Genomic DNA, 24,292 nt, shown 5'->3' on the forward strand with positions numbered 1-24,292 from the left:
CAAACAGAAAAGCGACAGGCGCGGTTTAACCGTGTTAAACTGGACGGAAAGCGCCGGCCATAACGGAAGTGAGGTTCTTACCTGCACTTCCGTTTTTTATATGATTTCAGTTTCGTTCGGTGGGGCATGCTTAATTCTTCAATAGACGGCATTCATTATTTTATCAGATGCTAGTCATTGAGCGATTGATTGAGTAATTTTTTCAGCAACGGAAAAAGGATATCGGGAAGTTGATCCGCTTTTTCCGCCATTATGCTTCTGTTTCCATAAATATTTTTAAATACTTCCTCTTGGCCCGGATCAATTCCGTCATTGGAAAGCAGAATGTTAAATACTTCAATTCCCTTCTTTCTGGCCTCTGCTACGGCTTCATGGGTGTCTATAATCCCATTTTGATGGTAGCCGTATGCAGACGGTTCCCCGTCGGAAAAAACGAGAAGAAACTTTTGCTTTTCCGGCCTATGGATCAGCCTTTCGCTTGTTACACGGATGGAAAAACCGTCACGGTTATCCTCTTTTTCTTCCAGTCTCATTATTTCAGGCCCCGTACTCTCGTTTAGAGAACGGGAAAACGAAATGACCTTGTCAAAATAGTTTGGCTGTTCATCCTTTGTCGCTTCATCCGCATCTTCCCAAAATCCCGTCACTTCATGAGGTACACGAACAGACTTCAACGCTTCGTGGAATAAAATAATCCCCCGTTTCGTTTCCGTCATTTTATCTGACATCGATGCAGAGCAATCAACTAATAAGCTAAAAACGGCATCAATCTCTTTGACAGGTTCGGTTTTTTTATAAAATAAGTTCGGATAATCCTCAATAAAATACGGTATGAGATTTTTTCCGAGCCGTCCTATCTTCCGATTTGTAAGCTGTCCGGTTTTTTTCTTTTCCAACGTTTGTTCGATGATATTTTTTAGTTTTCTTTTATAAAACAAAACTCCTTCCCTGAGTTTTCTGTATTGCTCTCTATCGTTAGCATCAGGTGTTTGGGGAGGTATAAAAATGGCTTTTGCCTGTTTATTCACCTCTCCGTAGCGATGTGGTTCGTCTGTTGTTTCGATTCCTTCGTTTCCTTCAAGTTCTGTATTTGCCCACGCTTTGGAAGCTGACTTTCCGCTTTTTCCCCGAACGATCGTCATTTCAGTTTGGTCCGGATCTCCCTTTCGCGCATTTCCCTTTGGCAAACTCGATTTCGTTCCCCTTTCCAGGTTAAAATACAAATGGTTGTCTCCTTCTTTTTCTGTCTCGCGGTGCCACGTTTTCATTTCCTCTTGGAACACGTCTTTATTTTTGGCATCTGCTGGATCATTGTTTTCAAGGAAAGGTTTTCTTGCTTTACCTGTTTGAGCCTTCATCAGGGTGTTGCCGGATAATACGGGCAAGTGAAAGTACTCATTGATCATATCATCTGAAAAAAGCAGTTCAGCCTTTTCAACAACTTCGGCACAAAGAATGGCACAATCTTTCGTGGATTGGGCTTCATACATTTTTTCCAACTTCTCGAGAAACAATGGTATGTGCCTATCGAGTTCAACGGGAAAAGCTGGAAAAGTCGCAAAGGGCTTATTCGTATTCCAAACTGCGTAAATGAAATTAAAAAAAGCGTCTATCCATAAGTTTTTTTCAAGGTTCACATTCATTTGCGATTCAAAGTAATCCATATAAACGGCACGTCTTGTGTGAAACTCCCTATTCATCCCCGTGCGCTTACGCTTACACTCTTCTTCAATCCTTACATCTTCCGCCAACATAAACAATTGTCGGGCGAAGCTTGGAATGTTGGTCTCGGCCGCAAACTTGGAGAAGGGTTCAATCTCGCGAAAATCAGTAAAATGGATGTTTCCGAAAGCCCGCAAAAAGATTTCACTTTTCATTCCATCTATTTTTATTTTTTGGGGACGATCATCCCAAAAATGGCTTACATATATCTTGTTCTCTTGAAAGCTTATATACGATAATTTTCCAAAATCCACCTTGTATTGATTGGTTTTGGCCAGAGTTTTCGCCAAATCTTCCAACTCCAACAAAAGAAAGGAGTTGATTTTTTTGTCGTTGAAATCGATAAAGTGGTATAGCATGAAACCACTCCCTTTAAAATAACGTAGCGGCTATATTCATCACCGCTGCTCTCTCTCTGTCCTCTTCCAGTTTATCGGCAATACCTCTTTGTACTGCGCGAAGCGGCGGCATAAAAACCGCCAAGTCACAAGAATCTAATAACGCCCTGATGGATGCAGCTTCTTCGGGAATTTGGCCGTTTCTTACCTGGAAAAGGAGATCATCAGAAAAACGAATGAATTGTTGAATTAATTTTTCATCTTTTAAAAGACTTTCTTGTTGAATAACTTTTTTTAATACTTCTCCCTGGACATAAGGGATATCGATTACGATAAACCGGTTTTTCAACGCCTCGTTTAAGGGAACTGTTCCAATATATCCCTCGTTAATAGCGGCGATCACACCAAAGGTTTCTTTTGCCTTTACCACGTTTGCTGTAAACGGGTTTGTAAACTTTCTTCTGTAATCGAGGATGCTATTTAAAATCGGGAGTGTCTCCGGTTTGGCCATGTTAATCTCATCGATATATAATAAATGCCCCCTCTCCATCGCTTTTACGACGGGACCCGGAACAAATTCAATGCGGTTTTTCCCCTCTTTTTCGCTTATTGTTTTAAATCCGAGCAATGCTTCAGAATCGGTGTCGACGGAACAATTTACACTATGCAAAGGCTGTCTGAAAATATGGGACAAAGCTTCTGCCAATTTTGTTTTTCCGGAACCAGTCGGACCTTTTAATAAGATATTTTTTCCCAATGATAAAGCGATGACCGCATCACTCAAAATGGAAGAATCATCCGATAAAAAGCCGTTTTCTCCGATTTGTTCTTGATCATAGTGGGAAAATAACTTGTTTCTTTCTTGAATCATTTCTTGAATGTTTTGTGGAAGTTCATTTAATAACATGGGAACAATCCTTTCTTAGTTCCAACTGCTTGGCTTTGTAGCCCTTCTATTTTACCAAACTTCCCGTATCAAAGAAAAAAGCATGCTTTTCAGCAGGCTTTAAGATTCGCTATTCGTCGAATTGTCGTTTTCTTCGCTCCCGAGTATGATGGGACCAAGTGGATTATTCGTCGGCTCTTTATGGTAAGAATATAAGCCCCGTCCGACTTTGATAATTCTTTCATCCGCTTTCATAATGGTGTTCATAAAGGTTGTCATATTGGCGATTTGAAAGCCGGTGCGCTCTTCTATTAATTTTTCCAAATCTATGCCGCGAATGGGAGAAGTTTGTTGCTTCAAAATATTTACCGCGGCTTCGCGCATTTTCGTCGTTTTGCTTCTCCTGGAGGGCCGCGCCCTTCTCATCTTGGCTCCAGTCCATTCTTTCTTTTCACCATCTTGTTGGGGAGCTTGCAAATAAGGCTGTGATCTTTCTAAAAATTTTAAATCTTGTTCAGACGTCCCGGTCTCGGCAGATGTTTGGGCATCAAGTTCTCTTAAACGGCTAAAAATATAAGCTCTTTCTTTCTGAATTTGTACGATCAACCTTTCTTCCGCGTCTTTCATTTGCTCCAGTCTAAATCTTAATGCAGCTCTTTCATCAAACATAAAATAAAACCTCCTGTCACAACATTATTATAAGTTGTTTGCATTGAATTAGTAAAGAATTAGTTTTTATATACTAAATATTCTTTTACTAGTAACTATTTGTCGTATCTTGGTAATTTTTGCCTAATTATTTTGTTTGTATATTTCCTATATTCATAGTATACTAATATTTGGAAGCGGTTTCTATTTATATTACCATCCTTGGGAAAATTTTTAAAGGAGGAGTTCAATGAGTCAAGTAGCATTGGAAGTCAACGAAAGAGTGGAAAAGTTTTTACAGGGTACGAAAAAGCTTTATATTAACGGAGAATTTGTTGAGAGTGCAAGCGGAAAGACATTTGAAACCCCTAATCCGGCAACGGGTGAAACTCTCGCAACCCTGTATGAAGGAGAAGCGGAAGATATCAATCGAGCGGTCAAGGCAGCCCGCAAAGCCTTTGATGAAGGCAAATGGAAAAAAATGAGCGCTGCCCAAAGAAGCCGATTAATGTACAAGCTCGCCGATTTAATGGAAGAACACAAGGAAGCGTTGGCCCAACTTGAAACATTGGACAATGGAAAACCGATTCGTGAAACAACAAATGCCGATTTGCCGCTTGCTATTGAGCATATGCGTTATTACGCAGGATGGTCAACAAAGATTACAGGACAAACCATTCCTGTTTCAGGTCCGTTTTTTAACTATACCCGTCATGAAGCTGTCGGTGTAGTCGGACAAATCATCCCTTGGAATTTCCCGCTGTTAATGGCGATGTGGAAATTGGGGGCCGCACTGGCGACTGGATGTACGGTCGTGTTGAAACCTGCGGAGCAAACGCCGCTATCCGCCCTATACTTAGCAGAATTAATTGAAGAAGCCGGATTTCCGCCGGGAGTGGTTAACATTGTTCCGGGATTTGGAGAAACGGCTGGACAAGCTTTGGTAGACCACCCGGAAGTGGACAAAATTGCCTTTACGGGGTCCACTGAAGTCGGAAAGCTCATTATGGAGCGCTGCGCCAAAACAGTCAAAAGAGTTACGCTGGAACTCGGCGGAAAATCACCAAATATTATTCTGCCTGATGCTGACTTGAAAAAAGCCATTCCAGGTGCATTGAATGGCGTCATGTTTAACCAAGGGCAAGTATGCTCTGCCGGATCACGCGTATTTATTCAAAAGAAACATTTTGATAACGTTGTCGCTGATATGGCTTCCCATGCTAAAAGTATTAAGCAGGGATCCGGCCTTGATAAAGATACTCAAATGGGGCCGCTTGTTTCTGCCGAACAACAGAATCGGGTACTTAACTATATTGAGAAAGGGATTAACGAAGGGGCTGAGCTGCTCACCGGGGGCCAACAGCCGCGTGAAGAAGGATTCTTCGTGGAGCCAACCATTTTTGCAGACGTTAAAGACGACATGACGATCGCAAAAGAAGAAATTTTTGGACCGGTTATTGCTGCTTTGCCTTTCGAAGATCTTGATGAACTGATTGATCGCGCCAACAATACGGAGTATGGATTGGCGGCAGGTTTATGGACGCAAGATGTGGCGAAAGCCCATTACGTGGCAAACCGTTTACGCGCGGGTACGGTATGGGTGAACTGCTATAATGCCTTTGATGCCGCGTCTCCGTTTGGAGGATTCAAACAATCCGGTCTTGGGCGCGAAATGGGATCTTACGCCCTGAACAATTATACTGAAGTCAAGAGCGTTTGGATCTCATTAAAATAAAAACGGATATAATACGAAAGAAGCCTTCTGTATTGAGGCTTCTTTTTATCGTCTACAGCAAAAAAATTATAGATAAAAACAATGAAAACCCTTACTTTTTCACCAGAAAAAAGGTATAATGGTAGGTGAAGAACAAGAATTATTCAACTTTCACGAGGAGGTTTTTGCCTGCATGAAAATTTTAAGCAACGAACAGCTTGTAGCAGCCTACCGAGACGCGAAGAAGAATAATCATGGTACAGAATGGATTCGACTATTGAAAATGGAAATAAGGAAACGTGGTTTAAATCCCTAATAAACAAATCATTTATTATTTTTTTAGAAATAAAGCGTGCGATCAAGCACGCTTTATTTGATTCGCGGCTTTGTTGGATCACATTCCGGGCATTGTTCTTTTGTAGATTCAGCCAGTTTCGTCAAATAATAGCATTCTTCCCGAAACATATGGTCAGCCATCAATGCCGGAAAAGTACCGAGTACTTGTGCTGAAATATTCAGTTCGAGCAATTCATTTAAAAACTTTTGAAAAGCCTGGATCTCCAGTTTACTTTCATCGTTCATCCGGTCTAAAGCCGGAAAATCATACTTCTTCGTACGTAAATAAAATACTTGTGAATTCAACAGCTTTTAAATAAAACTGCTCAAAGTGGACTGTAAATAAATGGCTTTTTTCTTTCAGCTTCTTCTCGGTGGCATCCAAGTTGACATAAATGGCTTCCGCATGCCCATACGCATCTTGCAGCCATAGCAAATGATGATGTAGCTCGTGGAGGATTGGAGGGGATTCATTTTTCTTAAAGTAACTTAAAATGCGTTCATATTCTTCCAATTCATTGATGGTATGGTTAATAAATGTAGGAGAAAGCTGGATCTTCACTTTTTTGGCGAGTTGTTTTTCAAGCAGCGAGAGCTTAAACTTCTTCAATTCCCTGACACTGCCTTCTGAACGCAATGTTAAGTCATAGAACGGTCCGGTGCTTTCAAGTTGGCGTGCTTCAAAAAGAAGCTCATCAAATACCTTTTTGAACCGCTTTGCTTCACCGATCGCCCGATTTTCTTCAGGGCTTAAAGAATCAAGGATAAACGTTGAATGATCTCCCAGGACTTGTAGCCAAAATTCATGTTCAAATTTCAACGCATTAAGGGACCTTTGCTTCCGAGGAAGCTGAAGAGACCTGCGGAAAGCGAATATTTTCGACGTAGCGATGATAGGGATTTTTTAACATAAATAAAGGGACTGTCCAAAAAGTCGGTGAAAATCGATTTTCTCTGTGACAGCCTTTTCCTTTTCACTTCTCCTTTTATCAAAACATATATACAAAAAATCGTCCCATCTAGTAAAATGTAAGTGACCAAACAAACATTAAATATGATCTATGAAGAGATGAAGGCAAAGGCCAAGACAGCCCTTGAATGTGAAGAGATCGCAGAAATCTACTCCCGGCGGAAGAACGAGATAGAAAGTGTGTTCGGTCACATCAAGGGCAATCGGTCGTTCCGCCGATTCTCCCTGCGGGGACTCAAAAAGGTCCACGTGGCATTCGGGATTGTGGCCCTGGCCCATAACTTCCTGAATGTGGCGGGCATTCGCCAGCTGCTTTCAGGGGGAGACCCGAAAAATACAAAATCAGGCGAAAGAAAACAAACCGTTTTCCTCCGCCTGATTTATTTTAGGGGCTTTTTGGACAGTCCCTTTTTGCTATTTTTTATTTACTTATGCCCCAGCCTCAGGTATAAACATCTTATCCTTCTAGCAGGAGGTCTTCCGGATTCTCAAGAAGTTTTTTGACCGTGACGAGGAATCCAACAGCCTCTTTTCCATCAATGACACGATGATCATATGAAAGGGCAACATACATCATCGGACGATTTTCCATGCGCTCTGCATCAATTGCTACCGGGCGGGTTTGAATGGTGTGCATCCCCAGAATCCCAACTTGATTGCCATTTAAGATTGGCGTTGATAACAAGGATCCAAACACTCCGCCATTCGTAATCGTAAAAGTTCCCCCTTGCAAGTCGCTTAAGGAGAGTTTGTTGTCGCGTGCTCTCAAGGCAACAGAAAGAATATCTGCTTCAATTTCGGCAAAGTTTTTCCGGTCACAGTCGCGAATAACCGGAACGACAAGGCCCTCGTCAGTGGAAACAGCGACTCCGATATCATAGTACTTTTTCAAGACTAGCTCGTTGCCATCAAGCTCTGAATTAACTGCTGGATATTTTTTCAATGCAGCGACAACGGCTTTAGTAAAGAACGACATAAAGCCAAGGCGTACATCGTGCTCTTCGAAAAATTTATCCTTTTTCTTTTTGCGAAGCTCCATGACAGCAGTCATATCAATTTCATTGAAAGTCGTGAGCATAGCTGCTGTTTGCTGTACTTCAACAAGCCGCTTTGCAATCGTTTGACGGCGGCGAGACAAGCGGACTCTTTCCACCGGCTTTCCAAATTCCTGCGATTGTGGCGGTTCTTGTTTTGGAGCAGCAGCCGGAGTTGGCGCTGCTTGTGGTTGAGCAGGCTGGTTGGAATAGGATTCCACGTCTTGCTTACGAACCCTGCCCAGCGGATCGACAGTCGGAACAGCCGACAAGTCAATTCCTTTTTCCCTGGCCAATTTGCGTGCCGCAGGGGAAGCAACCGGACGATCTGTTGCAGTTTGAGCCTGCTCTTCTTGTTTTTCTTCTTGGGCTTGCCCTTTTGGCTGTTCTGTTTGGGCAGGCTGAGGGGCTTCCTCTTTTGCCGGAGCCGGAGCAGGTTCACTTGCCCCTGCGGATGCTCCGGCTTCCACGATTGCTATCACATCGCCGACCTGAACCGTCTCTCCCTCTTCCGCTTTTAGCTCTTTAACGACTCCTGCTTCTTCGGATATGATCTCAACGTTTACTTTGTCTGTTTCCAATTCAACAATATACTCGCCCTTTTCCACATAGTCTCCAGGTTTTTTTAACCATTGGGCGATAGTTCCTTCCATAATCGATTCTGCCAACTCTGGTACTTTAATTTCGGCCACTTTGAAATCCTCCTCTAACTTTACGGGTAAATTCAGCTTAGTTGTTTTTTGTCAATGCTTCATTAATAATGCGGCTTTGTTCCTGCCTGTGAACAGTCGGGTCACCCTCTGACGGGCTTGAACGCTTGCGGCGCCCAATATACTTGACATCCACACCTTCAGGGGCTATATCCCAAAGGTAGGACACTGCATGACTCCAGCCCCCCATATTTTTAGGTTCTTCCTGAACCCATACCAACTCTTTAACGTTTGGATAACGCGAAATAATGTTGGTTATTTCTTTTTTCGGGAATGGATACAGTTCTTCTACCCTTAAAATATGGATCCAATCTGGATTGTCTGCATCTTTTAGGCTCTCTTCCAAATCAATGGATACCTTTCCGCTGCAAAGGATGATCCGTTCAACCGTTTCAGCCTTCTCTCCCAGACCTTTTTGTTCAATTATCGACCTGAATTCGCCATTGGTCAATTCTTCAACGTCTGCGGCCGCAAGCGGATGACGCAGCAAGCTTTTAGGTGTCATTAGAACAAGCGGTTTCACTTCATCTTTTTTCAGTATGGCTGCCTGTCTTCGTAAGATGTGAAAATATTGTGCCGCCGTCGATAGATTGGCTACAATCCAGTTATTTTCTGCAGCACTTTGCAGGAACCTTTCCACTCTTCCGCTCGAATGCTCCGGCCCCTGGCCTTCATAACCATGTGGCAACAGCATGACGAGTCCTGATTTTTGCCCCCATTTGGCACGGCCCGAAGAAATAAATTGGTCAAAATAAACTTGAGCCATATTGGCAAAGTCTCCGAACTGGGCTTCCCACAACACAAGCGTTTCTGGTGCGAAAACGTTGTAGCCGTATTCAAACCCGACTACTGCCGCTTCGGTCAAAGGACTGTTATAGACGACGAAAGATGAATTTACATCACTTAAATGGTGCATCGGGATGTATTCTTCACCCGTTTTTACGTCGTGTAAAACAAGATTGCGCTGCGCAAATGTTCCACGCTGGGAATCTTGCCCCGTTAAACGGATAGGGGTCCCATCTTTCAAAATAGATCCAAAAGCAAGCGCCTCAGCATGGGCCCAATCTATTTTCCCTTTTTCTTTAAAAACGTTTTCCCTGCGCTGCAATATCCGTTTTAATCTGCCGAATACATGAAAGTTATCCGGCCACTTTAATAATTCATCATTTATATTGGAAAGAATCTTTTCATTTACGGCCGTTTGTACCTTTGGCAGTTTATTGATATACTCCGGAGGATTCATGACGATGTCCGGATTGTCTTTTGTTTTAGGAACTTTGTCGTAAGCTTTTTGTAACGACTCTTGAATTTTTTCATCAATTTGCTTGATTTCTTCCTTCGTTACGTGGCCTTCTTCAAGCAATTGTTCCGCATACTGTTCTTTGATTGTTTTATGGTTTTTAATCATGTTATACATGATTGGGTTTGTCACCATGGGCTCATCCATTTCGTTATGCCCAAAGCGGCGGTAACCGATTAAATCAATAATAAAGTCTTTATGGAAGTTTTGTCTGTATTCATGGGCGAGCGTTGCTGCCGCCAGAACCGCTTCCGGATCATCGGCATTGACGTGCACGATTGGCACTTCAAAACCTTTCGCAACATCAGAGGCGTATAACGTCGAACGCGAGTCTCGGCTTTCGGTTGTAAACCCAATCATATTGTTTGCAATAATATGAATGGAGCCTCCGGTGTTATACCCTCGCAAACGGCCCATATTCAGCGTTTCCTGCACAATTCCCTCGCCAGGAAAAGCAGCGTCCCCATGCACAACAATGGCAAGGCAATTATCCATATCTTGTTCAGGATATCCAGGGACATTGCGATTCTCCTGCGCTGCCCGTGTAAAGCCGTCGACGACCGGATTGACTACTTCAAGATGGCTCGGATTGTTGGCCAAAGTAATTCTCGTTGTTGCGGTGTTCCCACGCTTCAGCTTTCTGTCCGCACCAAGATGGTATTTGACGTCGCCTGTCCATCCGTAAGTAATTCCGATGGAACCTTCGGATGGAATTAACTCTTTATTAGGCGCATGTTGGAACTCGGAAAAAATTAATTCGTAAGGCTTTTCAAGGACATGCGCCAACACGTTCAGCCGTCCTCTATGGGCCATTCCGATATTGATCGTTCGCGTACCCTTTTCCACGTTCAAACTAATGATTTTATCCATTAACGGCACCAGAGCTTCAAGGCCTTCTATTGAAAATCGTTTTTGCCCCACAAAAGTGCGGTGAATAAATTTTTCAAACCCTTCGACTTCCGACAAGCGGGTTAACAAGGCTTTTTTTCGCTCTTTCGTTAATTTCGGATAGAAAACGCCTTCTTCTATCTTTTGTTGAAGCCAGTTTCTTTCGTCAAGCTCATGAACATGGTGATATTCAAACGCCAATTTTTTTGTATATACCTCTTTTAAATGTTCAATCGCTTCATAGCCGTCCTTTAAACTTGATGGAGCATTGGGAGAAATGAATGATGCCGGTATTTGCTTCAAGTCAGCTTCGGTCAAATTATATTCAGACAACTCGAGCTTTCTTGTGTTTTTTTCCTTCCGCCGGATCGGGTTAATATCCGCAATCAGGTGCCCATATGTACGTATGTTATCCGCATACTTGACGGCTGCAACGATCTTGCTCAACTGGTTGTGGATGGCAGGCATCTGGAATGAAACATCAGCCTGACCGACCGTTGTTGCGGCATTGGCTGTCGACGGTGCGCCCCACTTGTCGAACACTTCTTTCATCTCAGGATCAACACTGCTTGGGTCTTCCAAATACTTTTCGTACAATTCCATTACATACCCAAGGTTATGCCCCGAAAACTCCTGCCAGGGCGAATCTTGGAAAGATGCTTCGTTACTCATTTGTTTAAACCTCCACCATTTAAACCTCTGATTTTCATCTCTTTTTATGAAGCTTAGATAAATGCACATCCATTTTATCACTCAAATGAAACGAGTAAAAGCGTAATGACATCATTTTGACAAATTTTTATTTAACTGGGCATCTTAAGGTAAAATATCATCATATTTTATCGAATTTTGCTCACGATCCTTCTTTCATTAATATCTCTAAAATCCATATACCATCTTACTACTCTTTAAAAAAAATTCAAATAAATACGCTTTTTTTCTCCCTTGTTGCGCAACTTTTACATAAGCATATAATGTATCGAGTTGTTTCAAGGGAGGGAGGCGGATGTTTCCATGGAGCATGTTTCCATTTAATAACGACGAAATGAAGAATATTGCCGACAAAATGAACCCAGCAGATATTCAATCTTATGTATCGGAAATGATCAAAAAATATGTCCCTCCTCACATGGAAAATTCAAACGTTCCATTCAACTTCCAAACAGCGAACAGCTCCCAGGCGCAAGAAAAGGAACAACAAAAATTTCATGTAGATGTTTTTGAGACATTTGATCATATTTTTATAAGAATTCAATTGCCGGATGAAGAAACTCATAAACAGTTAAAAATATTCCATACGTCCAATCAAGCGATTATTGAAAATATGCCCGAACCAGGTAAGCGCCATACCATCATCTTGCCCAGCCTTGTAAAAAGGAAAGGTGCTACGGCTTTGGTTAAGGATCTCATTCTTGAAATTAAGATCCCCAAAATGGATGATATGCAGTTGACGGAAGTGGATGTGTCCGAAAAATTTTAAAAGACCGGGTAAAAAACAAAAAACGAGAAACAGTAATGGTAATGATTGATCTGAAAGGAAGAGCCATGGAAAAAACTCATACAAACAATGCAACAGCAGACAAAAAATGGGCTATTGTTTCCATTGCATCCATTCCGCTTATCATGACCCTGGGAAATTCCATGTTAATTCCCTTGTTACCCTTAATGGAAAAGAAACTGGACATTTCCAAATTGCAATCCAGTTACCTGATTACGGTTTATTCCATTGTTGCCATCTTTTTCATTCCGATTGCGGGATTTTTATCCGACAAGTTTGGGAGGAAAGTTGTGATCATCCCCTCGCTCGTCATGACAGGGATCGGCGGGCTCATTTCCGGATGGGCTGCCTGGAAAATGGAAAATCCATTCCTTTTAATGCTCGCAGGCAGGGTAATGCAGGGAATCGGGGCAGCCGGTGCTTTTCCGATTGTCCTGCCACTGGTGGGAGACATGTTTAAACGGGATAAAGATGTCAGTGCCACATTGGGCGTAATTGAAACTTCAAACACTTTCGGAAAAGTATTGAGCCCGATTCTCGGATCGTTATTGGCAGGCTTGGTTTGGTTTCTCCCCTTTTTTTCAATCCCGCTTTTTTCCCTTATCTCTTTGCTTCTTATTTTATTTTTGGTCAAAAAGCCTAAAGGGGACAAGCATGAGCTCTCATTTGGCAGATTTATTCATCATACGAAAAGTATTTTTGCGGAACATCGGCACTGGCTGATTGCTGTTTTTTTAATCGGCGCCATTTTAATGTTTGTTTTATTCGGTTTCTTGTTTTACTTATCATCAATTCTTGAGGAAGATTACCACTATGACGGTTTGAAAAAAGGTTTTTTACTTGCCATTCCGCTGGCAGCGCTTTGCATCGCTTCTTTTATTACTGGAAAAATCATGAAAGACAGCTTGCCAAAAATGAAGTGGATTTCCTTTTTCGGGATCGTTTTGGCAGGAGCCGCCGTCATCGCCCAAATGCTTTCAGATCAGTTTCTTTACTCCATCTCCGTTTTTGTATTTTGCGGTATTGGGATTGGGTCGGCACTTCCATGTTTGGATGCCCTTCTTACGCAAACTATCGAGAAAGATATGCGGGGAACAATTACATCTATCTTTAGTTCCATGAGATTTATCGGAGTTGCTGCCGGTCCTCCCGCAGTGGCCCTTCTTATGAAGCACAATAACCAGAGCGTTTTATTCGTGTTGGCGGGCCTTTCCATTATTGCGGCACTTTTAGCGTTAAAAGGAATTAACCCGGAAGGGAAAAAGGAAAAAACAGCGGATGTGAAACCGGCACTAAAGTGAGATTTTCTGTATTTTTACTTCTCTTGCTTGATGCTATTCAGTATGATTATGCGTTGTGTATCATTTGGGGTTAATCAGGGTATGAAAAGCGGTTGCTGATAGAACAACAAAAGCTATATATAATGAAACGGCTGGGACACAACTAAATCAGCTGATGAAAAAACGAACAATAAAGTGAAACTTCATTCAGTAGGAGTTATCTTCCATCTCCTACTGATTGTTAGTTGAACCAATCGGGCATTTAGGGGCCGTTTCTCACACTTAGACCTTTTGTATTCACTCAAGATTTTGAAGTGGGAGTCTTACGGCACCTTACATGCCGGATCAATTGTCCCAGTGTATCATACGCAAACTTTTAGCGTAGTCAAAATAGGCAGACTCCTGCGGGAATAGCTAAAGCTGAAGAGACTTGCGGAAAGCGAAATATGTTGACATAGCGATGATAGGGATTTTTTTAACACAAATAAACCGAACAATTATAAATGAATTGTTCGGTTTTTGCTATTTCGTATTTGCTTATGTCCCAGCCGTTTCAAATTTATTATTTCTTTTCTTTACGTAACTCATTTAAATCTTTAAACTTTTCGAACAGTTCATTTACGCACTCTTTGCTACTGTATTTACCATTACCATACTTGACAATGTCTAACTTTGCATAAATAAGCTTTAAAAAAGATTTTGCCTCTTTCTCGTTTAAATGATTTATCGTCTTCAGTATATCATCGTATAGATTTTCAGCTTCTTCTCCAGCTATTTTTCCTTTGGACATTTCAGCACATCCCTTTTAAAGTTTTGCTATTAGATTAACATATTATGGTAACGTTTATAAATCAAAGGAAAATGTTAATGAGCTAACATATGCTCTTTTGCATCCAACAATTCATCACAACGTTGATGACGGAAGAAAAAACATCGTGAACAATCACACCGCTACATTATTGAGCTCCAGGGCGTGTTGTCCATTTTCAAGGGCAGGTTTTTACTGATCGCCAACCTTCCAAAAGTGGCGGGCGCCCTCCAGGGGAGGTCCGCCAAATGGAAAATCAGCCGGGAGAAAACGATTTGTTTTCTTTCCGACTGATTGATATGAGGAGGCTTTTAGCCCCCCTTATTCTTCGGTTAACTGTGAAATTTCCACGGTCGTTGGTTCTTTCGTGGAACCCGCCCCCCGTAAATGCACAGTGGCGGTTGTTTCATCATGATGCAATTGATCAATCCATACAGATGTGCCATTGTATGTCACTTCAATATCAGCGGGAGAAGATAGGATTTGCCTCACGCGCTTTGCATCCAATAGTCTCACTCCGATCCTTTTCTACTAGCTTTGGATACAGATGAGAATTTTATTCAGACCAATGTTAGAAAGCTTTCTCAACCTCTCCGATCATTTCTTCCATGGATTGTAAACCCCCGCCGGAAAGATACCAATAATCGGCATCTAAATAAATGATCTTTTCATTTTTAAAAGCATTGGTCTTTTTAACAAGGTCGTTTTCAACCGTCTCTTTTGCAGGAGTTGCATCCTCTTCAAGCGCCGCATTGCGGTCAATGACGAATAAAATGTCAGGATTTTTCTCCAAAATATATTCAAATGAAATTCCTTGACCGTGCGAGGATGCCTCAATTTTTTCATCTGCCGGTTTAAAACCGAGCACATCATGAATCAATCCAAATCTTGAACTTGGGCCATAAGCACTTACTTTCCCTTCGTTTGCTAATACCACAAGGGCTTTTTGATCCATTGAAGTTGCTTTTTCATTGATGGCTGTAATTTGCTTTTCAATATCCTCTATTTCGGCTTGAACTTCTGTTTCTTTATCAAAAATCTTGCCGACTGTTTCCATATTCTTTTTGAAGGAATCCATATAGTTGCCATAATCGAAACCGACATAAACGGTCGGGGCAATTTCGGCAAATTGGTCATACAAATCAGCCTGGCGCCCTGAAATAAAGATCACATCAGGTTTTAACGAGTCAATTGCTTCAAAATCAGGTTCTTTCAGGCTCCCCAGATTTTTATAGTCCTTACCGGAATATTTATCCAAATACGCAGGGACCGTTGCTTGAGGAAGACCTGCCACCTTTATGCCAAGCTTATCCAGTGTATCCAAAATGCCAAAATCAAAAACTACGACGTTCTCAGGATTTTTGTTGACTTTCGCTTCGCCATACTCATGCTCGATTGTAATCGTTTCTTCTTTTTTATCAGGTTCCTTCTTCTCTTCACCTTTTGAACCAGATGATTCATTGCTTGCTCCGCAAGCACTTAATGTAAATGCCAGCAAGCCGGCCATCATGAAAAATAACCATTTCTTCATTGTATTCATCTCCTCTTTATCAAGAATAATAAACGCAAATTCTGCAATTATTTACATTTTTAATTGGTATATCCATGTCATATATTTCTCTTAGTGAATCGGACTGTATGATTTCCTTCGTTGGACCATCTTTTACGACTTTGCCATTTTTCATGGCAACAATCCGGTCCGAATAGACGGAGGCAAAGTTAATATCATGAAGAACGATGACAACCGTCTTTCCGAGTTCATCGACAAGTCTCCTTAACATTTTCATAATTTGCACCGAATGTTTCATGTCAAGGTTATTCAACGGTTCATCCAGTAAAATATAATCTGTGTCCTGCGCGATCACCATGGCAATGAATGCCCGTTGCCGCTGGCCCCCCGATAGTTCATCCAAATAGGTATCTTGCATGGTTAATAAATCCATATAAGTTAAGGCTTCATCTACCTTGATTTCATCCTCTGCCGTCAAGCGTCCTTTCGAATAAGGAAATCTGCCAAAAGACACAAGCTCACGAATGGTTAGTTTTACATGTAAAAAATTGGACTGTTTCAGAATCGAAACTTTTTTCGATATTTCATCTGATGAAAGCTTCTTCATATCTCTCTTGTCCAATAACACTTCTCCCGTATCCGCCTCTAATAACCTGCTCACCATCGATAACAATGTCGACTTTCCAGCCCCGTTTGGACCGATAAAAGATGTGATTTGGCCACGGTGAATGTCTACTGTTACATCTTCTACCACTTTCGCTTTTCCATATAATTTCGATAATCCCCGTACCATAATCATGGTGATCGACTCTCCTTTAATAATAAGTAAAGAAAATATGCTCCTCCGACAAAGTTAATGATGACACTCAGCGTTGTGGAAAAAGTGAAGATGCGCTCAACAGCCCATTGTCCTCCCACAAGCGCGATGATGCTCATAAAGACGGCCCCGGTAATATGGACCCTGTGCTTATAGGTTGAAAAAAATTGATAGGACAAATTTGCCACGATCAGTCCGAAAAATGTGATCGGACCCACTAACGCCGTAGAAACGGCAATCAAAATAGCTGTTATGACAAGCATATTTCTGGCGATTTTTTCGTAAGCTATGCCAAGGTTCACCGCGATATCACGACCCAGCAACATCACGTCCAAGAAACCAACGGAACGCCAGCCAATGGCAAAAACGATACAAATGATAAAGAACGCGAGCCAGACAAGATCGCCATTTACATTATTAAAACTTGCAAACATCCGGTCTTGAACCATAAGAAATTCGTTGGGATCAATCAGTACTTGCAAAAATGTACTGATACTTTGAAAAAATGTCCCTATAATAATACCGACCAGGAGTAAAAAATAGATTGATTGCTGCCCTTTTTTAAATAACAGCCGGTACAACAACAAGGCAAAAACAATCATGACCCCGATTGACAAAAGAAAATTCACTTGTTTGTTCACTACAGTGATGTGTTCCGAGCCCAGAAAAAAAATAAAAACAGTTTGTATCAACAGGTACAAAGAATCAAGACCGATAATGCTCGGTGTCAATATGCGGTTGTTTGTTACTGTTTGAAAAACAACCGTAGAATATGAAACGGCCGCACCTGTCAAAACCATTGCCAACAGCTTAATAGCCCGACGCGGCAACGCGTAATCATAACTTCCATTCAAATCGTGAAACAAGTATAGGAAGCATAAACCAACGGCGATGAGGAAAAGGCTGCTCATTTTAATGATATTACTACGCATATGCCTTCCTCCGAAAAAGCAAATATAAGAAAATACCGCTGCCTATAATGCCCACCATTAAACTAATGGAAATTTCATATGGGTAAATTAAAACGCGGCCCAAAACATCACATGCCAAAAGAAATATGGCTCCGAGCAATGCCGTGTAAGGCAAGGTTTTTTTCATATGGTCGCCCATAAAGATAGATATGATGTTTGGTATAATCAAACCTAAAAAAGGAATCATCCCTACCGTTAATACGACTGTTGCCGTTACAAGTGAAACGAGTATCAAGCCGATATTGACGGTTTGCTTATAGGAAAGTCCAAGATTTTTCGCAAAATCTTCTCCCATTCCGGCAACCGTGAATCGATGGGCGAAGAAGTAAGCTAACAATATAATGGGTATGCTTATGTACAGCAGCTCATATCGGCCTTTCATGATCATTGAAAAGTCACCCTGCAGCCATGCTGACATGTTTTGGATCACATCGGCCTTATAGGCAAAAAACGTTGTTATGGACGATAATATATTTCCAAACATGAGTCCGACGAGCGGAATAAAAATAGCGTCTTTAAATTTAATGCGATTGAGGATATTCATAAACAAAAACGAACCCGCAAGCGCAAATGCAAATGCCACTGACATTTTTACGAGCATTGCAGCGTTGGAGAACAAAAGCATGGAGACAAGGATCCCCAGTCTTGTTGCATCCAAAGTTCCGGCTGTTGTAGGCGAAACAAATTTGTTTCGGCTTAATTGCTGCATGATCAGCCCACAAATGCTCATACCCGCTCCTGCTAAAATGATGGATATAAGCCGCGGAAGCCGGCTGACCAGAAATACTTCTGTTTCTTCTGATGAAAAATCGAGTAAATCTAAAGGAGTAATATCGCTGACTCCTATAAACAAAGAAAGAGTACATAAAAAAAGAAGGACAAAAACAAAATATGTTATTCTCACGGACCACCCACCAACATTTTCTATCTGTTTTCACCGAAAGTGATAATCATTATCAATTGGTGTCATACTCATTATAGCACTGCAAAAATGGGTGTCAATCACTAATTGAAAATTTTTCTCAATTAATGACAGGGCTGTGTCACCAATAATGAATTGCATCACAATCAAAGCCGCGCAAACACAAATAAGGCGTTCCCCCTGAAGAAAACACCTTTCGTTCACCCAAATGGCGAGCCGTCAGACAACCGCCATTCCTTTCGTGTTCAATTTTTCTGAGAATCTCTTGGTCGCATGATCATTCTCACTGTGACAATAATCGCAAGCGATAACAATTTCCGGCTGTCTCACCCAAGCGGTCGAGCAGTTGGTAATTCGCATATGCCCCAAAAGCCGCACCCAATCCGGGAATGAGCTGCAACATTTTAACCAAGTCTATATAATCTCGGTATTCTTGTTGCAGTTTACGCCAATCCATATCAACGAGCCTTTCTTTTTCCTCTTCCCAATTCTCAATCGTATTCATTGTTTCTCTTCTCGTTTCGTCACTTGAGAAAGCAAGTTGAAATATATGCAAAATAAACAGCCGCTCACTATATTCCTTCGTATCAAAACCGTAAATATGAGCCGCTTCAAACAAAAACTTCATTTCAATAGAGAGCAGCAAAGGAAAATCGGCCAAACCAAGCAAGATTCCCCCTGCGCCAGTTCCCGCTCCTTCAGCAACTGCCGTTTTACGGTAAATTGACAGCTTTTCTTTCAGCAGTTGATCCCGTTGAAAAAGGCTTAACTGATCTTTTGGTTTTGATGTTGTCAATATATCTGATCCAAAAATCGTTGCTTTCACCATATTTTTGATACTTTCTGAAATCACCTGGTGGGCTTTTTCAGGAATCAAATCATTCATCTTTGTTTGCGCTTGTTTCGATAAACGCTGTAAAAGGCTCGATTTTTTGTACATGTTCCTTTTCCATGCTTGAACGTCTTCAAATACTTTTTTCTCATATTCGTTCATGATTCCCACCCTAAAACTTTATTTGCTTATTTTATACGTATTGAGAAGTCATTTAGTTTCATTGTAATTGGATCAAATATAGCGCAATATCTTTTACAAACTTCAAGCCGTCTTCCATCATATCGTTAAAGCGTTTTCTTGTTTTATTTCCTCGAGCTCATGTCCCTTGCGTCTAAAAAGACCACATGTTCGAAAGTCCGCCCGCTGTCAACTTTCTTGTCTTGTCATGAGTGCGGCATTGGCAAATCGCTAAAACGGCGATGTATTCGAACGTGCGATTACATGCCGCCAAGTTTTTTGTCTGGTGCCACCTCCGCGCGAGTGTTTTTTCGAAACATTTCCGGAAATGGCAACTTTGTGTTTAGGATCACATGCTCACTACTCGTTAACTTTGGAACTCACAAACACTAAGCCTAAAAAAAGATCGCCAAAGCGATCTTCCCCCATTTATTCTTTGTCTTTTTCTCTCCATTTTTTTGCGAATTTCACATTTACGATGCAAGACCCAATAAAAATCAACACTAAACATATGCCAATCAGCGGATAACCCAACTTAAACGCGAAAAAAGAAAAGACAGCCAAACTGATGGCTATAAACCAATTAAATGTCAATGTCGCGATAAAAAAAGTCTTTTCCAAACCACCTCACCACCCTTTACGAAAAAACAAATTCGGTGCTGCTGCCACTTTGTCCTGCCAATACTTCCAAACGGGCGTCAATTCTTTCTTTTAATTCCGGAACATGGGAAATGATGCCGACCAGCCTGCCGCTGCTTTGGATATCCATTAATGCTTCTATCGCTTGGTCTAGCGATTCAGAATCAAGCGTCCCGAAACCTTCATCAATAAACATCGTTTCGAGTGATACACCTCCGGCATGCCGCTGAACGATGTCAGCCATCCCCAGAGCAAGTGACAATGCCGCTTTAAAACTCTCGCCGCCCGATAATGTTTTGACATGGCGTTCCTGTCCGGTATATTCATCAAATATGAGCAATTCCAAACCGCTTTGAATGTTGCCTTTCGATTTGTCTTTTTTTCTTAAAAGCCGATAACGTCCGCTTGTCATTTTCGTCAGGCGATTATTGGCCGACACTAAAATTTCATCAAGGAAGGAAGCCAAAACATATCGTTCAAACGTTAGTTTGTACGCATTTTGTCCTCTCGCAATATCAGCCAGATGACCGATCAACTCATATTCGTCCTCCAGTGACTTGATATGCGCATCCATTTGCAGAATGGCTGTTTTGATCTCTTTATTTTTCTTTATGTTCATAACTAAGCCGGTTTGCCGCTCATTCATTCCTTCAAGAGTCCGCTCCAGTTCCCGGCACTCTTCTTCAAGCTGTTTTAAATCGGGCTTTTTAACGTCTTTTAGGCGATGTTCATATTCTTTTAATCGATCTGTTACCGACCGGACATCTTCACCATAAGTTTGTATTTCTTTTTCCAGATTCTCTACCATGTCAGGCTCTCTTTTTGCCTGTTCATAGTGGCGATAGCTGGAAAAGCCTTCATGTTCAAGTTGTTTTAAAAACGCTTCGCGCTCCACATGCAGCTTTTCTTTTTGCTCATTGATCGTTTCCTGCAAGTTTTTAAGGACTCCCGATAGCGCCGCAAGCTGTTGGTCGAAATGGCGGAAATCTTCGTCGGCTTTTTTCCGGGCCAATTCCATGGCGTTCAATTCTCTCTTGAGAAGCGCCACCTTTTCGTTAAACTTTTCTATTGTCGATAATTCTTCCGGAATGTTTTTAGTGAGTGCGCGCATATGGGCTGACAGCTCCGCAAGCTCGTTTGCTTCCTTCCGCTCCCGATCCATCAAGCTTTCCAATTCTTCATGAAGCTTTCGGCATGCAGCTTCTTTTTCTTTGAACTGCCCTTCGGTTGCGGGAAGTTTGCTAATGGCTGCCTTATGTTTGGCAATCACTTTTGCCATCTCTTCCAGCCTTTCCTTTACTCTCTTGAGCTCGCTATCCATACGGTCTTGCTCAAAGTTCGGAAATAGCCTTTTCACTTCTTCCGTAAGTTTTTCTATGCTTTGTTCCGATAAATGAATCGACGTCTTAAGCTCAATCTTGCTTCTTTCCAATTCTTGGTATTCTTTCTCGAGGGTTTGAACATCGCTTTTAGCGGCACGAATATCATCCTCGTTATGCATGCTGCCTAACATTTGTGCCGGGTGTGGATGTTCGGGAGAACCGCAAACCGGACAGGGGCGCCCATCAACAAGATGCTTTGCCAACAAAGCGGCCTGTCCGGACTGCCATTGCTTTTCAACATGTTCTAATGTCGTTCGTGCGTCATCCAATTTTTTGCTAGCTATCTTCCATTCAGAGGATTTCAGCTGAAAATGCCGCTGCAAATCATTTTTTTCTTGCCTGGCCCTCATCAATTCACACAATGTTTCGTACGTGTTTTTCAAACGGACTTGTTCCAGTTCCAATTGAACTGTTTCAGTTTGAAGCCGGCCAAATTCTTGCATTTCCTTCTGTAAAAAAGCAATCTCTTTTTCCAATGACTGATTCGTTTTTTTATGATTGTCTATTTGTGCACGGGTATCTTTTACCTGATTTTCCAAGAGGAGAAGGTGATTTTTTTGTTTTTCATAAGAATATACGTCTTCTTGAATGGCATTCAATCGGGCCAGTTCGACTTTTATCCACTCTCGCCTTTCCTCGTTTTCTTCTTCTTTTTCAAGCCGCTTTTTAGCTTCGGATTTTTGCTTTTTAGTGGCTTCCATGTTTGCTTCCAATTGTTTTAATTTGTTTTCACGCTCTTTTAAGTCTTGATGGAGGCGACGGCATATGGCTTCTTGATGCTCCAGGTTGTTGGCTTTATGCGCCATTTTTATTTCCTTTTTTTTGGCTTCTATCACTGGCTGGATGTGGTCCAGTTCTGCTTTTTTCCTTGTTAGTGTTTGAAAAGCTGCGATTTCCTTAAGCAAGTTTTCAGCTTCGTGTACTTTTCTTTTTGCTTCATCTCTTTCACGTTGTTTCTGTTCTATTTTTTGAGCAAGGCTTAATGTTTCTTCTTCCATTTGTTTTGTTACTTGATCCAACAAAGGGAGAACCGTGTTTTTATTAGGTATCTTTTCGGAAATGGCCGTCTCCAATTCTTCATTCCCGTATGTATAAGCGCCTTTGATCGTTTGGCTTCTTAACTCTATTCCGGATAGTACTTCGTTTTTCAAGTCATTTGCTTTATCTTTTAGACTTTCTTCAACCTTTTTATACATTTCTGTATGAAACAATCGTTGAAGAATGACTTCCTTTTCCTTGCTGTTGGAAGTTAAGAACTTGCGAAAATCTCCTTGCGGGATCATCAATATTTTCCTGAATTGATTGGCGTCCAGTTGAATAATTTCCTTTATTTTTTCTTCGGTATCACGAACATTGGCGGCCAAGAGCTTTTTTGATCCTGATTCATCAAATATGTACAGTTCTGCCCTGGCGTTTATAACGGTATACCCGTCACCCCTCGTTTTCTTTTTTAGTTGCTGGGGAGAGCGCCAAATATAGTACGTTTGATTTCTGAGAGAAAATTCAAGAGCAACTTCCGTTGGCACATGATCCTTGGCAAAATGGCTGCGAAGATCCATTCCGTCCCGGTCTTCACCGCTTGCTTTTCCGTAAATGGCAAAGCTGATTCCGTCAAAAATGGACGTTTTTCCCGCACCGGTTTTCCCGGAAATGACAAACATTGTCCTGCTTTCCAATTGGGAAAAATCGATGATCTCCGTATCTGCATACGGTCCGAACGCCTGCATCATTAACTTTAGTGGCCTCATGCATATATTTCCTCCTTTAGCACACTTTCCAATACTTTCTCCATTCGTTCTCTTTTCTGCTCTGTGAACTCTCTCGTTGTCATTTCACTGTAAAACTCCGAAAAAAGCTCCAAGTTTGTTTTCTTTTCATGTGGCTGCTGGCTCGACAAATGTTGCCTTTTCATATCAACCACCTCAATGTTTCTCTCCAAATGCAACACATTTGGGTAAACCGACCGCAACTTATTCATGGGATCCAGGATCGCTCCTTCATCCAACAGCGTAATTTTTAAATAATCATCTGTCTTTTGGGAATTGTAAAAGCTTGGGTCTAGCAATTCGTCTATAAATCCGGTTAGCTCGCGCATGTCCTTTTCAGGCGTCAGTGTTTTCTCTTCAATAGAAAACTCCCCGTTCGACCGTAATTGTATAATAGAAACACTTTTTCTCTGGTTTACCTCTGAAAAAGAATACTTCAATAGCGAACCCGAATAGCGGATTGATTCATGTTTAATGGCGTCGGGACTATGCAAGTGCCCCAGTGCCGTATATGTAAAAGGGCTAAAGCAATCCACATCTACACAACCGGAACCTCCGACAGATAATATCCGTTCTGAGTCAGTTGTTTTGCCTCCTGTCACGAAAGCATGGCCGACGCAAATAGCAATGGATTCCTGATCCATATTTTTCTCTATTTCTCCGGAAATGCGCATGGCGGCATCTTGAAATGATTGAATGCTATCATCTTGAAACAGGTCCCGGACAATGCCCGGTTCAGCATAAGGAACGAGATAAAAATGGACGCCGTTTATATCGACTGGCTGAAAGCAATGATCAAGGCGCCCCTGTATGTAAAATTGACTATGCCGATACCAGGAAGAGCCGAAAGCCAGCCGATCGGGACTGTCGTGATTGCCTGCTATCGCCAATACTGGAGTGTTAAGTTCAACATTTATCTTGAATAAAACCTCTTCCAGCAGTTTCACTGCTTCTACCGGGGGTACAGAGCGATCATATAAATCACCTGATATAATGACCGCATCCGGTTTTTCCGCGGCCACAAGGTTGATAAATTGATCTAACACGATCCGCTGCTGTTCCGTCATATATACCCCATGTACGAGCTTCCCCAAATGCCAATCAGCTGTATGAATGATTTTCACCTGATCACCTTGTTTCC

General features: G+C 41.7%; 20 protein-coding genes and 1 pseudogene. 5 read left to right on the top strand and 16 right to left on the bottom strand.

All coding sequences use genetic code 11. The annotated features are described in order from the left end of the window. Positions 1 to 170: 170 nt before the first annotated feature. The 3 genes from MHB50_RS09420 to MHB50_RS09430 all read right to left on the bottom strand — a co-directional run bounded on the left by MHB50_RS09420 (position 171) and on the right by MHB50_RS09430 (position 3,615). The gene (locus MHB50_RS09420) at positions 171 to 2,081 is read right to left on the bottom strand and encodes a hypothetical protein (protein ID WP_340085191.1); all 1,911 of its coding nucleotides are present in this window, start codon (positions 2,079 to 2,081) and stop codon (positions 171 to 173) included. A gap of 13 nt (positions 2,082 to 2,094) precedes the next feature. After that, complete coding sequence (locus tag MHB50_RS09425; RefSeq protein WP_077112095.1) at positions 2,095 to 2,967, bottom strand: MoxR family ATPase; 873 nt, start codon at positions 2,965 to 2,967, stop codon at positions 2,095 to 2,097. 99 nt (positions 2,968 to 3,066) lie between these two features. Next, positions 3,067 to 3,615 (bottom strand): competence protein ComK, encoded by a 549-nt coding sequence (locus MHB50_RS09430; RefSeq protein ID WP_340085192.1) that lies wholly within the window; start codon positions 3,613 to 3,615, stop codon positions 3,067 to 3,069. Between the two features lie 229 nt (positions 3,616 to 3,844). On the opposite strand from MHB50_RS09430, the gene MHB50_RS09435 reads away from it, so the two are divergent. Together MHB50_RS09435 and sda are read left to right on the top strand one after the other, a co-directional pair. Then, positions 3,845 to 5,329 (top strand): aldehyde dehydrogenase family protein, encoded by a 1,485-nt coding sequence (locus MHB50_RS09435; RefSeq protein WP_340085193.1) that lies wholly within the window; start codon positions 3,845 to 3,847, stop codon positions 5,327 to 5,329. A 172-nt stretch (positions 5,330 to 5,501) separates the two neighbouring features. Beyond that, positions 5,502 to 5,624 carry a sporulation histidine kinase inhibitor Sda gene (gene sda, locus MHB50_RS09440; RefSeq protein WP_077112101.1) on the top strand — a complete coding sequence of 41 codons (123 nt, stop codon included), beginning with the start codon at positions 5,502 to 5,504 and terminating at the stop codon, positions 5,622 to 5,624. A 53-nt stretch (positions 5,625 to 5,677) separates the two neighbouring features. Here the strand turns inward: sda and MHB50_RS09445 are convergent. Next, positions 5,678 to 6,464 (bottom strand): annotated as a pseudogene (locus tag MHB50_RS09445) (DUF2935 domain-containing protein). Between the two features lie 213 nt (positions 6,465 to 6,677). Here MHB50_RS09445 and MHB50_RS09450 point away from each other — a divergent pair. After that, complete coding sequence (locus MHB50_RS09450; RefSeq protein ID WP_077112103.1) at positions 6,678 to 7,118, top strand: transposase; 441 nt, start codon at positions 6,678 to 6,680, stop codon at positions 7,116 to 7,118. Here MHB50_RS09450 and odhB read toward each other — a convergent pair. Both odhB and MHB50_RS09460 read right to left on the bottom strand, forming a co-directional pair. Further along, positions 7,072 to 8,340 carry a 2-oxoglutarate dehydrogenase complex dihydrolipoyllysine-residue succinyltransferase gene (gene odhB / locus MHB50_RS09455; RefSeq protein ID WP_077112105.1) on the bottom strand — a complete coding sequence of 423 codons (1,269 nt, stop codon included), beginning with the start codon at positions 8,338 to 8,340 and terminating at the stop codon, positions 7,072 to 7,074. The genes MHB50_RS09450 and odhB overlap by 47 nt on opposite strands. Before the next feature lie 37 nt (positions 8,341 to 8,377). After that, on the bottom strand, positions 8,378 to 11,218 hold the full coding sequence (locus tag MHB50_RS09460) for a 2-oxoglutarate dehydrogenase E1 component (RefSeq protein ID WP_340085194.1): 2,841 nt from the start codon (positions 11,216 to 11,218) through the stop codon (positions 8,378 to 8,380). 334 nt (positions 11,219 to 11,552) lie between these two features. On the opposite strand from MHB50_RS09460, the gene MHB50_RS09465 reads away from it, so the two are divergent. Together MHB50_RS09465 and MHB50_RS09470 are read left to right on the top strand one after the other, a co-directional pair. Further along, positions 11,553 to 12,026: a hypothetical protein gene (locus MHB50_RS09465; RefSeq protein ID WP_077112109.1), complete on the top strand. Its 474-nt coding sequence runs from the start codon at positions 11,553 to 11,555 to the stop codon at positions 12,024 to 12,026. Between the two features lie 41 nt (positions 12,027 to 12,067). After that, entirely contained in the window at positions 12,068 to 13,345 is a 1,278-nt protein-coding gene (locus MHB50_RS09470; RefSeq protein WP_340085321.1) for an MFS transporter, read from the top strand. Between the two features lie 541 nt (positions 13,346 to 13,886). On the opposite strand, the gene MHB50_RS09475 is transcribed toward MHB50_RS09470, so the two are convergent. The 10 genes from MHB50_RS09475 to MHB50_RS09520 form a co-directional block, all read right to left on the bottom strand. After that, positions 13,887 to 14,114: a hypothetical protein gene (locus MHB50_RS09475; protein WP_340085195.1), complete on the bottom strand. Its 228-nt coding sequence runs from the start codon at positions 14,112 to 14,114 to the stop codon at positions 13,887 to 13,889. A gap of 339 nt (positions 14,115 to 14,453) precedes the next feature. Continuing rightward, positions 14,454 to 14,639, bottom strand: coding sequence for an H-type small acid-soluble spore protein (locus MHB50_RS09480; protein WP_077110326.1), 186 nt, complete (start codon positions 14,637 to 14,639; stop codon positions 14,454 to 14,456). A 64-nt stretch (positions 14,640 to 14,703) separates the two neighbouring features. Continuing rightward, entirely contained in the window at positions 14,704 to 15,663 is a 960-nt protein-coding gene (locus MHB50_RS09485; RefSeq protein ID WP_340085196.1) for a siderophore ABC transporter substrate-binding protein, read from the bottom strand. Positions 15,664 to 15,682: 19 nt separating this feature from the next. Then, positions 15,683 to 16,441, bottom strand: coding sequence for an ATP-binding cassette domain-containing protein (locus tag MHB50_RS09490; protein ID WP_077110324.1), 759 nt, complete (start codon positions 16,439 to 16,441; stop codon positions 15,683 to 15,685). Continuing rightward, positions 16,438 to 17,391: an iron chelate uptake ABC transporter family permease subunit gene (locus MHB50_RS09495; RefSeq protein WP_077110323.1), complete on the bottom strand. Its 954-nt coding sequence runs from the start codon at positions 17,389 to 17,391 to the stop codon at positions 16,438 to 16,440. The genes MHB50_RS09490 and MHB50_RS09495 overlap by 4 nt, the downstream gene beginning before the upstream one ends. Beyond that, a complete protein-coding gene (locus MHB50_RS09500) occupies positions 17,384 to 18,334 on the bottom strand; it encodes an ABC transporter permease (RefSeq protein WP_340085197.1) in 951 nt (316 codons plus the stop codon). Before MHB50_RS09500 ends, MHB50_RS09495 begins: the two co-directional genes overlap by 8 nt. 301 nt (positions 18,335 to 18,635) lie before the next feature. Next, complete coding sequence (locus MHB50_RS09505; RefSeq protein ID WP_340085198.1) at positions 18,636 to 19,346, bottom strand: EcsC family protein; 711 nt, start codon at positions 19,344 to 19,346, stop codon at positions 18,636 to 18,638. A 447-nt stretch (positions 19,347 to 19,793) separates the two neighbouring features. After that, entirely contained in the window at positions 19,794 to 19,985 is a 192-nt protein-coding gene (locus tag MHB50_RS09510; protein WP_077110320.1) for a hypothetical protein, read from the bottom strand. Between the two features lie 16 nt (positions 19,986 to 20,001). Continuing rightward, positions 20,002 to 23,133 carry an AAA family ATPase gene (locus tag MHB50_RS09515; RefSeq protein ID WP_340085199.1) on the bottom strand — a complete coding sequence of 1,044 codons (3,132 nt, stop codon included), beginning with the start codon at positions 23,131 to 23,133 and terminating at the stop codon, positions 20,002 to 20,004. Continuing rightward, positions 23,130 to 24,275 carry an exonuclease SbcCD subunit D gene (locus MHB50_RS09520; protein WP_077110318.1) on the bottom strand — a complete coding sequence of 382 codons (1,146 nt, stop codon included), beginning with the start codon at positions 24,273 to 24,275 and terminating at the stop codon, positions 23,130 to 23,132. Before MHB50_RS09520 ends, MHB50_RS09515 begins: the two co-directional genes overlap by 4 nt. Positions 24,276 to 24,292 lie beyond the last annotated feature (17 nt).

The sequence above is a fragment of the Siminovitchia sp. FSL H7-0308 genome, assembly GCF_037980985.1.
In the GTDB taxonomy this organism is placed as follows: Bacteria; Bacillota; Bacilli; order Bacillales; family Bacillaceae_C; genus Siminovitchia; species Siminovitchia thermophila.